Here is an 11668-nt window from a genome sequence, read left to right as displayed (position 1 = left end):
CTCAGTCCAACGGTTTAAATATCAAAATCAAAAAGCCAACAAGTTAAACGTGAAAACGTGCTCTAGCCCCTTACCTATAATATAAATAAGGCACTAAATGCTTAGATATCAATACCCATCGTCAGAGGATTCCCGTTTTGGCTGAATACCGATCATGTCAGAGAGCATCGCTAATTGATCTTCATTTTTGATGATGTGGGTCAACCACTGATCTAGTGGCATGTCTGCCCAATCAATCGCTCGGCCTAAAAGAAAAGTCACTGGACTGTGCGGCTCATTGGTCGCAAAGTAATCTTGAATTTGACCCAATAACTTAAGCGCTTGCTGACGGTTACTTTGATGATCGCGATTGCTCGGGTTAAAACTGGTTGGCTTAGCGTTTGTAGAATTGCTTGCTTGTCCGCCGTTATCCAAAATAGACTCTCCATTTTCTATAACATCGGCTGTATTGTTATTTTCTGCACCAGCACCGTCTGCATTGATGGCAGCCTCTGGAAGCAATGAGCGCAGATGCTGCCTAAGGGCTGCCAATAAATCCGTCACTGGCGCAAACACGGGCGCATCCATACCCATGAGGTCGTTCAGCTGATCGGTGAGCGTCCGCCATTGCTCAATGACGGTCATGAGATTGGTCATTAGTGTCTGTTGCCATAAATCGCTACTGTTTTTTATGGCATGGTTATAGTCACTCAGTATTAATTGATTGGGTGTTTCACCATCTGGATTTTGCTGACGCTGCTTATCATGATCGCGAGCGGTTAGATAATAGTTATAATTATAATTGCCAGCCTTGGTATCGGAGAGTGATAACTGTTTAAGGTCATCGGTTAGCGTTTTGACAAACCATGACAGCAGTCCTGCCCTGATATCCATGCTATCTTCTTCACCATCAAGTGGCGGATACATGGTGAGCCAATACTTTTCATTGAGCGCCTGTAACAAGCTAATGCCATGACTGATGCCAGCTAAGTGGTCGGTATGACTGAGCGCATCGACATACCAAAGCGCCAGCTTCATATCTTTACTGGTACGGCTCAATAAATCTGCACATTGCTCTTTGACAAAATCCCAATCGGCAATTTTTAACTCAGTGACCCAGTTGCCTTGCGCTAGTAATGGATCATCCTCTTGACGAGCAGCAACAATGGCATCCACACGTGGGTCAAATATTAAATCTTCTCCCACGCCATGATGACTGCCTTCAATAGGAGCAATCAGCGTGTCAATCGTGGTCATTAAGGAATTATCAGTTTTCATTATAGGGATTCTTCCTTAATTGGTTTTTTACGGGTTGTTTTTTTGACTGATGTCTCTTTAGTGGTTTTTTTGCTAATCGGTTTAGTGGCTAAAATGGTCTCGGTATTAGAGCCACTCTCTGTCTCAGTTTTAGTTTTAGTTTTAGTTTTAGTTTCACTGTATTGTGCCATTTGGTTGAGCGCCACAACAGAATCGCAGTCGAGACGATAAGCAAAGTTATCATCGGCATCGACGAATACCGTAATCTTCCTGAGCACGCTTTGACTGTCATCATGAGCCAGTAGCTGACTTGCCAGCTGTGGCAATAGCGTATGACTAATGATGGCATCAGCGTTACGTGCACCCGAGTCAACTTCATGACAACGAGATAAAATCAGCTCAATCACCTCAGGGTCAATGACACAAGGCACGTCGTAATTGTTACGAATGCGATCGGTAATTTTATGAAGCTTGAGGCGAATAATTTCTGCCAGCGCGTCATCGGTCAACGGATAATATGGAATCACCGTTAGACGACCCAAAAATGCAGGTTTAAAGGCTTTGTATAAATGCGGATTAATTACCTGTTTTAAGCGGTCACTGTCTGGCAGGCTAAAGTCAGTATTAGTAGGGTCTGTATTGATACACTGCTGCATAATCTGCGATGAACCAATATTGCTGGTCAATAAAATAAGGGTGTTTTTAAAATCGATTAAGCGACCTTCGCTGTCTTCCATGACGCCTTTATCAAAGACTTGATAAAACAAATCCAATACATCGGGATGCGCTTTTTCTACTTCATCAAGTAACAGTACGCTATAAGGACGACGACGAATCGCTTCCGTCAACACGCCACCGTCGCCATAACCAACATAGCCTGGTGGCGAGCCTTTCAACGAGGCAACGCTATGCGCTTCTTGATATTCTGAGAGGTTAATCGTAATAAGGTTACGCTCACCGCCGTAGAGTACTTCGGATAGTGCCAATGCGGTCTCTGTCTTGCCTACACCGCTTGGACCCACAAGCATAAACACCCCTTGCGGACGATTGGGATCATCTAGACGTGCTTTGGCCGTATGAATACGTTTAACGATGGTGGCAACAGAATGGTCTTGTCCAATGACGCGTGCTTGCAAGGTATCCGCCAAGGTTAATATGTGGTTTTTTTCATTACCTGCCATATCGTTAAGTGGAATACCGGTCCAATCTGAAATAATCTGTTTGATGACCTGCCGATTCAATACGGCATGAATAAGTCGATGTGCTTCTTGTACCTGTTTTAGCGCTTGCTCAATCGCTTGATACTCGGCTTGTTTGTCTAAGCGCTCCTTTGCACTAAGGGTATCAGAGCCTTTGATTTTGCCATTCAACTGTTGATTGAGCGCATCAAGCTGATCATTGAGCGTGCGCTGCTCTTGCCAACGAGCCGTCATATCAATAATACTTTGTTGATTGGCTTGGCGCTGCTCATCAAGCACCGATATCTGCTGGCTAACCTTTTCTTTTTCATCAACACCGCCAATACGCTCAAGCTGCTGACTGAGATTATTGATATGCTGCTCTAACTGCGTGCCTTTTGCTTTTAATTTGTCGAGCTGATTGGGCATAGCGGTCTTTGATAAACTCACACGGGCGGCGGCTGTATCCAATACACTCACTGCTTTATCAGGCAGCTGTCTGTCACTAATATAACGGGCTGACAGCTCAACGGCGGCTTGTAGCGCATCATCATCTATCAAGATACCGAAATGCGCTTGCATTTTGGCGCTTAAGCCACGAATCATCGCCACTGCCGTATCAATATCAGGCTCCTCGACTTTGACCACTTGAAAGCGACGCGATAATGCTGCATCTTTTTCGAAGTACTTTTTATACTCCGACCAAGTCGTGGCAGCAATCGTTCGTAGCTCACCGCGAGCCAGTGCGGGTTTGAGCAAGTTGGCTGCATCGTTTTGCCCCGCTTGCCCGCCCGCCCCAATCAGGGTGTGCGCTTCGTCAATGAATAAAATGATTGGCTGTACAGATGCTTGTACTTCTTCAATGACTTGCTTTAAACGGTTTTCGAACTCACCCTTAACGCTCGCCCCTGCTTGTAGCAGTCCCATATCGAGACTACGTATCGTCACGTCTTTGAGTTGGTCTGGAACCTGACCTGCCACTATTTTTTGTGCCAAGCCTTCTACTACGGCAGTCTTGCCCACGCCTGCTTCACCTGTCAAAATTGGGTTGTTTTGACGACGACGAATTAAAATATCGATCAGTTGATGAATTTCAAACTCACGACCAATGACTGGATCTATTTGCTCAGCAGTCGCTTTGGCGGTTAAGTCGTACGTATATTTGTCTAGCGCTGGTGTGGGCTGAGCAGTTTGCGCGATGTCTACATTCGTATTATCGCTGTCATTATCTGTTTTATTTTTATTGTCTTTATTACCATTTTTATCGAGTTTGGCGGAACTACTGCCCTCAGTGCTACCAATGCATTGACGCTCATAGTCGTCTTTTAGCGTAAAGCGATCGATATACTGAAGCTGCTCAGGTAGGGCATGAAGTAATGATTGATAACGCTCGTGCGTCAAAAGCACCAGCAATATGTGTCCAGAGCGGATTTCTAGTGGGCTATTGTTATCCTCACTTTGACTATATTGGCTACTTGCCAGCTCCCATGCGTCTTCGAGCAATGCCATCAAACGCTCACTAAAGACCGGTGTTGAGCCTGTTGCCTGACCAAACGCGCCCAATAAGTCTGTGATCTCTGCTAGCAGTAACGGCTGATTGATCTTATTCGCTTTCAATATTTGCGCCACATCATTGTGCGCAGTGGCAATGAGTTCGTGCAGCAAATGAATGGTATCTACTTCACGATGTCCTTTATCAATGCAAAGTCGCGCTGCCTGCTGCAAACACTGTCGGCAGCTCGGACTCAAACGGGTAATCACAGCTTTTAACTGACTCATAACTCTCTTCCTTTAGCATTCTTATTGATTTTGAAATTATAGTCATAGGGTTTATGTATAGTGTGTTCTGATAAACTGCTTCTAAGTCGTCATGATCATTTACTGAATTGGTAACGCATAGCGGGTGTCATCGTGATGCGCATTAGCAGGCTTCGATACCAAAAAACCACCTCGCCCCAAGCTGCCAAAATGACTTTCAGATAAAGACAACGGCGTAATATATTGCTTATCCAATTCCAGCTGCATTTCAACCGCCAAACACACCCCGCACCACTTACGAATAAAGTCGATGATGACTTGATACATATCACCTGCAGGTAACAACCTAAGATAACGTTTGTCATCTAGCTGATGGAATACGATTCTAATCTTGCTATCAAACTGTACAGCGCGCGCGCCACAAAATGCCGATAGCCCAAGCGTTGCATGCTGCCCGCCAAGCGCCGTTTGTTCCGTTACTGGCAGATCAAACCATTCAGGTACAAACTGCTGCACACTCACAGCACTGTCTAAAAAATGAGACAATACATGCGCCAATTGATCGGCAGTGAGACGTCCTGGGGCTATCATCCCTGCATAAGCAATTAAGCTATCGATTGCCGTAATCTTTTTAGGCTGGCGTGCCAGTGCTCGTAAGCTGAGCAAATAGCTGTCTTTTTTGCGATTTAATTCATACTGTAACGGCAAGTTATAAAACCAGCTGGCTTGAACATATAAATCCGTCAAACGGTGATTGAATAAATCCAAAAAAGCGGGCGCTGCCTTGTCCTTCACATGTTGCACACGTGATGCCAAATGATCGGTATACATCGCTGGCAAAGCAGATAATGGCCCTGTCAGCCCAATGACAGCTGGATAGACTTCTACTTGCCTCACGCTTACCTGACCTGCTTTGGCATCCATACTTTCTTGAGCGATGAGCGCTAGCGACTCAATTTCAGCTTGCGGGAAAGCCAGTGATAAGGAAGCACGGTAACGTATCTCAATAGGCGCAAGTCCCATATTGATCTCAGACTGAACCAAGCGTAATGCTTGCAATAGCTCATAGGATTGTGGCTGAGCAATGAGATCAGTTAAATAAGAGGACTGAGACCACTGCGTGGCTGACATCTGTATATCTCCTCCTTGGTCACAGCATCACTAATGGCAACCTGAACAAAACTATTGAGGCTGGCGTGATAGCCAAAAACATGAGCCAATAAATGGGCAAACTGGCGAATACTGACACCAGCGAAATTCTTTTGGTTAATGTGAATATCAATCACAGTACCACGCACAAACCCAGGTTGCGGTAAACGCTGGATACGCCGAGCTTCAATACGGGTGGCGACAGAGACAATTCCCTCAACCAATAGTTTGTTAGAAGCAGATTGCGTAATGTCATATAGGGACAAGTACTCTTTCATGAGTTCTGCATCTTGAGAAGCCAGCGACAAAAAGTTTAAGCTGATCAAGGAAATCAAGCGCCAGCGTTCTTCCCCTGTATATTCAAACCGTGCTGTTCTGGTTGGCTGCTTCAATAGCGACAAACTACTAAAACCCGTCATCCCTTCACTAAACAGATCACCGCGACTTTGACCGAATACCACTTGAGCTGGCAGATCTCGATTGGTACACAGCAAAGAAGTACTCATACTCACCGCGCCTGAAAGGTCTTCACGGCTTTTTTCTACAAACATAATCTGATATTCAAAACCCTGCTTAAACTCTGCCATATCCTTGTCACGTTTAACGTGGTAATAACGGCCTTCGTCTTGCTGCTCATAGTGATTGAGCGCGTAAAACGGATGATACTCACGTTGTATCAAGCGATTATCATTTTGTTTAGACTCTATAACTTTTTGAACCTCGTAGATTTCATGCTGAAACAGTGCGCGTGTATCAGGTACTAGATCGTAATAGATAGAACGATGCGTCACTTGAATAGGCTTGGCTGCCGCTTTAAATAAGTTTACGACAGGTGTGCAAAACAGCTTGATACTAGAAACGCTCAACTGCTGTAGATTTTTTAGACGGATGGTGTTTTTTTTATCAAAATTAAAATAGCAACGAACCTCAAAGCCGTTACTATCAATCTTCATGTCAGGACAAACCTGACCCAGATTCAGGCGTAAAAAATTGAATTTTTCAGGAAAATAAAAGTACTCTTTCAATAAAGTAGAAGCGGCATTACTGACACGGTGGGTAGGGAGAATTTGCTGCTCAGGATCAAAGCCAATAATCTCAAACGGACTGCCGACTGTCTTATCAACTTGCCTACCATGAAAATGCGTTTGTCTAATATCGCAGCCCAATAAATCCCATAAGCTGGTGCCTTGACTGGCATCTTCGTCAATATATAAATCTAGCGGATGGTTCAATAACGCTTGATAATCGAAGCTTGGATTAAGCGCTTTAAATTTAATACTAATGCAACCGTTAAGCAGCCCATACTGATTGTCGTATACTTCTTGACGTGTATCAAAGTCGACGCTGTCTATTTGTAGCGGCAGCAAAGTCACATCTTGGGTTGACTGAAACTGACAAGGCGTCCCATTTATTTTTTGGGTGGCAAACATACTTTTTTTAGGCACCACGACACCTTCACTCATCGCACCGCCCTGCACGCCTAAATTGAATTGTGCGATAGAAACAGAAGGAAAAGGCTTGAGATAATCGGGATAAACGACCTCTAACAAAGACTCGGTAAAATCAGCGTACGAGTCGTCTAGTTTTTTATTAATACGGGCACTAATCAGTGAAAAAGCTTGTATCAATCGCTCAATATGCGGATCATCTACCGTGTCGTGTCCCATCAATAGCCGATTGGCTATTTTTGGATATTTTTTGGCAAACGCTTTTGACTGTTTACTAAACAAACTAAGTTCATGCTCAAAATAAGGAAGTAGACTGTCCATGACGCCTCAATATGTTTATCGCTACCCACTGTAAAAGTTGAGTAGCACTATCGGTTATTTTATGACGTAACGCTGTGAGCTTGGTTCAAAGAACGCGTCAAAACTGACTAACTCTTGTGCTGGGTAAACTTTCAACAAAGCTTCAATAGAAAAACACAGCTGGTTGACATCGACGGCCCCAATATCTAAAGATACTCGAACATTTTTTAATCGCGTGTCTTGCTGCTCAACGGTTTGAGCGATTTGTCGACAGATATAGTCACAGTCAGCAGGATTGGCGCTACTGAGTCCCACAAAGTCCAATATGCCAAAATTCAATATGGATGAACGCACTTGTTGGTATGTTTGTAGCTTGTGCGATATCACACAGCGCGTATTTAATAAAGACTCTAAATCTTGCGCGACTGACGATTTTAATTCATCGATATTAAGACGGCGAACCACAAGTTCATGCCCCAGTTCACGAGGCTGATCATCAAACAGCTGTTCAAATAAGTTTGGGCGAAATCCAATGTCTTTGGTAGCGTAATGCATTGATACGATCACTCCCCTTTGTAAAAATGAAAAAGAAAGGTCTAGCTATAAACCTTTCTTTTTTGGCACGATAGATAAAGAACCTCTGATACTACCGTGCTTAGGCAGTATAAGTGGCAGTGTTATTGGCTAATGACCACTTCTTAGTAACCGCACCTTTAGCAGTACCGTCGATATCTTGTTGCGTGTAAGTCCACTCAACCGCAGCATACTTGATACCAACTTTTTCAGTTGGGACACCTTCTGAACGTACTGTAGGCTCAACACTAGCGATAAGCGCATGCTTAAGCTTTATCTCAAGATATTTAACACGCTTGTCACCATTGGCACGATAAAAATCGATTTGGATCTCATCAAAGGTATAACCAGCAGAACAAGCTTCCCATAATTTAGAGCTTGTAGAATCCAAATCTTTTATGAAAGTCATATCAGCGTGCTCACAACGCTCAGAAGTATGACCACCAACACTACTTGCTGTTGCTGATTTTGGCTGACGGATTAAGTGATCCCACGTATTTACTTCAAGCCAACCTTTATGCTCGCTATCACGCGACTCGCCATCGATCTTGTATTTACCACGAAACTGAATATAAATATCTTTCATATCACATACCTTGTTTTAGGAGGTTTAGATTTAACATTAAGTTTAAATAAATGATTAGCTGTTGCTAGCCTGCGGCAGTTGAGTGACCAGACGCAAAGAAACAGACAACTCGTCAAGTTGAAAGTGTGGTCTTAAAAAAACCACTGACTTGTAGACACCAGGCTTACCTGGCACTTCTACAACTTGTACAGAAGCTTCGCGCAGAGGATACTGGGCTTTTGCTTCTTGTGAGGCTCCATCGTCTAGTAAGACGTAGCGAGAAATCCAGTCATTCAAGAAAGATTCAACATTGCCAGGTGCCAAAAAGCTACCAACCTTGTCGCGCATCATTGCTTTTAAGTAATGAGCAATGCGTGATACGGCCATGATGTATTGAAGCTGAGTTGATAGCACAGCATTGGCATTGGCATCGTCGTTCTGATACGTTTTGGCTTTTTGAACGGACTGTGCGCCAAAGAACGCTGCATAATTGGTGTTCTTGCAATGGACTAATGGAATGAAGCCTAAGTCACTTAACTCTTTTTCACGGCGGTCGGTAATAGAGATCTCAGTCGGACATTTAAGCGCCAGATCTCCTTCATCCGTCTTAAAGGTATGCACAGGTAGGTTTTCTACCAAACCACCACCTTCTACCCCGCGAATCGCAGCACACCAGCGATAATCAGAAAAGGCTGAGGTCAAACGCGACGCAAAGGCATAAGCCGCGTTAACCCATAGATAATCGCTATGATCGTTGCCAGAAACCTCTTCTGTAAAGTTAAAGCCTTCAACCACGGTGCCGTCTTTAGGGTTATAGGGCAAACGACCTAAAAAACTAGGAACGGTAAGAGCAACGTAACGGGCGTCTTCTGATTGTCTAAATGCGCGCCAGCGGATGTACTCAGCGGTTTCAAATATTTTTGATAAATCTCTAGGGCGACCAATATCTGTAAAGGAGTCCAGCCCAAACATTTCAGCAGAGGCCGCTGATACAAAGGGTGCATGAGAAGCAGCAGCAACATGAGACAATTGCTCAAGTAGATACATATCAGCATTTTGACGGGTAAACTCAAAATCACCAACGATGGCCGCGTATGGCTCACCACCAAAACTACCAAACTCTTCTTCGTATATTTTCTTGAACAAGGTGCTTTGATCAAAATCTATTGAAGACTGAAAGTCTTTGGTAAGCTCACGTTTCGTGGTATTCATCATGCGTATTTTTAGCATCGATTCTGATGGGGTTTGACTACACAGATAATGCAGACCGCGCCAACTGGATTCCAATTTTTGAAATTCAGGTGCGTGCATCACTGTCGTCAGCTGTTTAGATATTAGCGCATCAATCTGTGCAATACGGGCGTCAATCGATGCTGATAAATTATCAGATAAAGTCACTGTGCCTTGCATAACTTCATTAGCCAGCTCTGCGATTTGTGACTTTGCACGATTCTTTTCTTCATCAGACTTGGCAATGTTACTTTTACTAACGATTTCTTCGAGTAAGTCATAGCTTTCGTTATCTAACGGATCGGTTACTATATTCTGCTGGGCCTGAGCACTCATGGTTTAATCCTCACCCTCAGTTGGGTTTTGTTCTGCCATTTTTTTGACTTGCTCTGTGTTTTTGAGCACATCATCTAATAAGTCTTCAAGCTTTTCATTAGCCGATATTTTATTGCGTAAGTCCGCTAGGCGATCGCGCGCCTCTACCAGTTGTTTTAACGGTTCAATTTGCTCGGCAACGGCTTCTGGGCGAAAGTCATCAATACTATTGAAAGCCAAATCAACTGAAAACTCGCCTCCTTTATCGCTCAAATCATTACTAACACGGAAAGCGGCTCGAGGGGCTAAGCCTGACATCACCTCATCAAAGGTGTCCAAATCCACTTCGACAAATTTTTTGTCTTTAAAACGAGGTTGCTCAAGCTTGGAATCTCCTGAAAACTCTCCTAATACTCCAACTACGAAGGGGATTTCTTTCGTTTCAAGTGAATCACCAACTTCGACGTCGTAAGTGAGATGCACCCGAGGAGCACGTACCTTTGCAAGTTTTTTCTGCACACTGTCTTGATTTGCCATAATAAGTTGCCTCAGCAGTTTCTAATTTCAACGTAATATACTGAATGGATCAGTGGATTTGGCATTGCTATTTTTAGGAGATGACGGATTAACCACTTTATTGACTGGTTTTGCCTTTGGTACTTGGCGTGACGGTCGCTTTATCGCTGCTTTTTGCTTAACAGGTTTTGTTTGTCTTTTTGCTACTGTACGCGGCCGACTTCTTGACTTGTTTTTCACTTTAGCTTTTTTAGGTTTTATAAAAGGTGCTGGAGATTTTGGTAAGGATTCATCATAGTTAAAACCATAGACATCACCATAGATTTTACTCAAAGCATACTGATACTCGGTTAAAAACATCTCATCAACTTCATCCGTCAGGTAGTCTGACTGTAGTTGGTTTTGAGAGACAACAGCACTACTGTTTAACAATATTTTTTTGAGCTTAGCGGTGTTTTGACCCAAATCTATTGCCTCACTAGCGGCATAGAGGGCATAAGCATGATAGTCATGGTCATAATAAATCTGCGCCAGAATTTCCCACGCCAACGAGTCACTAGGGTTGCGAGTCACTCTTTGATTTAACTCTGTGATGAATTGATGTAATTGGGGTGATTTTGCATCAGAGTTTTTGAGCATCTCAAATTGATTAATGATGCTAGCACTTGGATCCTTTTCTTGTATTACCAGCTCACTATGCGACGTATTCATGGCCAACCACATTATTAAAACGCCAGCTGTCATGGTTTTTGTCAGTTTAAAATTGACTTTAATATTGCTTTTGATACTGATCATCGTAAGTTGGTGCTCGTTATAATTAGTAAAAGGATGTCGTTGTCTACTCAAAATGGATTCAATTAGATGCGTTTACCAGAGTAGTGATATTGGTCAACGTTTTTTTAAATGTCGATTTATCCCTATCTTCCATCACATCATCATTGTGATAAGCATCAACACTACTTTCCATCATTTTGACTGCTGATAACATAGCAATCTGACGTGCTTCAACCATTTGGTTATTTATATTAAGAGCCTCCTCAGCTGCTCTCAATGCACGTGCATAGTGTTTTGCTTCGTAGTTTTTTTTGGCAATCGCTACCCACGTCTCAATATTACGTGGACTAGTGCTATCCGTCTCATTGGTATCAAACATATATATCAGTGACGGCTCACTCAACTGTTCAATCACGGGCTGGCTGAGTTGACGTGGTTTGTTTTCCGTCGTTGTTGTACTACAACCAATCGCTAGTAAAGCTGGGCTAAGTATGAGCAGTAGCAGATTTGCTGCCTTAAAATTATTACGGTAAGTAGAATTCATAAAAACAATATCATCACTAAAAATGTAAAAAAGGCAGTCAGATTGGATTTATATAGAACTAAAGTTTGCTATAAACAAAAAT

10 protein-coding genes are annotated in these 11668 nt (G+C 43.2%); all 10 read right to left on the bottom strand.

Annotated features, from left to right (window positions below; genetic code table 11):
- Positions 1 to 108: 108 nt before the first annotated feature.
- The 10 genes from tssA to CZ794_RS08690 all read right to left on the bottom strand — a co-directional run bounded on the left by tssA (position 109) and on the right by CZ794_RS08690 (position 11586).
- Entirely contained in the window at positions 109 to 1257 is a 1149-nt protein-coding gene (gene tssA / locus CZ794_RS08735) for a type VI secretion system protein TssA (RefSeq protein ID WP_087041217.1), read from the bottom strand.
- Positions 1257 to 4193 carry a type VI secretion system ATPase TssH gene (gene tssH, locus CZ794_RS08730; RefSeq protein ID WP_087041216.1) on the bottom strand — a complete coding sequence of 979 codons (2937 nt, stop codon included), beginning with the start codon at positions 4191 to 4193 and terminating at the stop codon, positions 1257 to 1259. Before tssH ends, tssA begins: the two co-directional genes overlap by 1 nt.
- Before the next feature lie 99 nt (positions 4194 to 4292).
- Positions 4293 to 5303, bottom strand: a complete 1011-nt coding sequence (gene tssG, locus CZ794_RS08725; protein WP_087041215.1) for a type VI secretion system baseplate subunit TssG — start codon at positions 5301 to 5303, stop codon at positions 4293 to 4295.
- Positions 5267 to 7090, bottom strand: a complete 1824-nt coding sequence (tssF, locus tag CZ794_RS08720) for a type VI secretion system baseplate subunit TssF (RefSeq protein ID WP_087041214.1) — start codon at positions 7088 to 7090, stop codon at positions 5267 to 5269. The genes tssG and tssF overlap by 37 nt, the downstream gene beginning before the upstream one ends.
- A 54-nt stretch (positions 7091 to 7144) precedes the next feature.
- The gene (gene tssE, locus CZ794_RS08715) at positions 7145 to 7624 is read right to left on the bottom strand and encodes a type VI secretion system baseplate subunit TssE (protein WP_087041213.1); all 480 of its coding nucleotides are present in this window, start codon (positions 7622 to 7624) and stop codon (positions 7145 to 7147) included.
- Between the two features lie 100 nt (positions 7625 to 7724).
- On the bottom strand, positions 7725 to 8228 hold the full coding sequence (locus tag CZ794_RS08710) for a type VI secretion system tube protein Hcp (protein WP_087041212.1): 504 nt from the start codon (positions 8226 to 8228) through the stop codon (positions 7725 to 7727).
- A gap of 54 nt (positions 8229 to 8282) precedes the next feature.
- Positions 8283 to 9773 carry a type VI secretion system contractile sheath large subunit gene (tssC, locus tag CZ794_RS08705; protein WP_087041211.1) on the bottom strand — a complete coding sequence of 497 codons (1491 nt, stop codon included), beginning with the start codon at positions 9771 to 9773 and terminating at the stop codon, positions 8283 to 8285.
- Between the two features lie 3 nt (positions 9774 to 9776).
- On the bottom strand, positions 9777 to 10289 hold the full coding sequence (gene tssB, locus CZ794_RS08700) for a type VI secretion system contractile sheath small subunit (RefSeq protein ID WP_087041210.1): 513 nt from the start codon (positions 10287 to 10289) through the stop codon (positions 9777 to 9779).
- Positions 10290 to 10316: 27 nt separating this feature from the next.
- The gene (locus CZ794_RS08695) at positions 10317 to 10979 is read right to left on the bottom strand and encodes a hypothetical protein (RefSeq protein ID WP_143515712.1); all 663 of its coding nucleotides are present in this window, start codon (positions 10977 to 10979) and stop codon (positions 10317 to 10319) included.
- Positions 10980 to 11121: 142 nt separating this feature from the next.
- Complete coding sequence (locus CZ794_RS08690) at positions 11122 to 11586, bottom strand: hypothetical protein (RefSeq protein WP_087041208.1); 465 nt, start codon at positions 11584 to 11586, stop codon at positions 11122 to 11124.
- Positions 11587 to 11668: the final 82 nt, after the last annotated feature.

It is taken from the genome of Psychrobacter sp. JB385 (genome assembly GCF_900163785.1).
Classification (GTDB): domain Bacteria; phylum Pseudomonadota; class Gammaproteobacteria; order Pseudomonadales; family Moraxellaceae; genus Psychrobacter.
The sequence above is the reverse complement of the archived record's forward strand: the minus strand, read 5'-3'. Positions and strand labels throughout refer to the sequence as shown.

Bases quoted from the DNA above. Each gene is read 5' to 3' on its own strand.
- tssA (WP_087041217.1), bottom strand. From the start codon at position 1,257: ATGAAAACTGATAATTCCTTAATGACCACGATTGACACGCTGATTGCT.
- tssH (WP_087041216.1), bottom strand. From the start codon at position 4,193: ATGAGTCAGTTAAAAGCTGTGATTACCCGTTTGAGTCCGAGCTGCCGA.
- tssG (WP_087041215.1), bottom strand. From the start codon at position 5,303: ATGTCAGCCACGCAGTGGTCTCAGTCCTCTTATTTAACTGATCTCATT.
- tssF (WP_087041214.1), bottom strand. From the start codon at position 7,090: ATGGACAGTCTACTTCCTTATTTTGAGCATGAACTTAGTTTGTTTAGT.
- tssE (WP_087041213.1), bottom strand. From the start codon at position 7,624: ATGCATTACGCTACCAAAGACATTGGATTTCGCCCAAACTTATTTGAA.
- CZ794_RS08710 (WP_087041212.1), bottom strand. From the start codon at position 8,228: ATGAAAGATATTTATATTCAGTTTCGTGGTAAATACAAGATCGATGGC.
- tssC (WP_087041211.1), bottom strand. From the start codon at position 9,773: ATGAGTGCTCAGGCCCAGCAGAATATAGTAACCGATCCGTTAGATAAC.
- tssB (WP_087041210.1), bottom strand. From the start codon at position 10,289: ATGGCAAATCAAGACAGTGTGCAGAAAAAACTTGCAAAGGTACGTGCT.
- CZ794_RS08695 (WP_143515712.1), bottom strand. From the start codon at position 10,979: ATGAATACGTCGCATAGTGAGCTGGTAATACAAGAAAAGGATCCAAGT.
- CZ794_RS08690 (WP_087041208.1), bottom strand. From the start codon at position 11,586: ATGAATTCTACTTACCGTAATAATTTTAAGGCAGCAAATCTGCTACTG.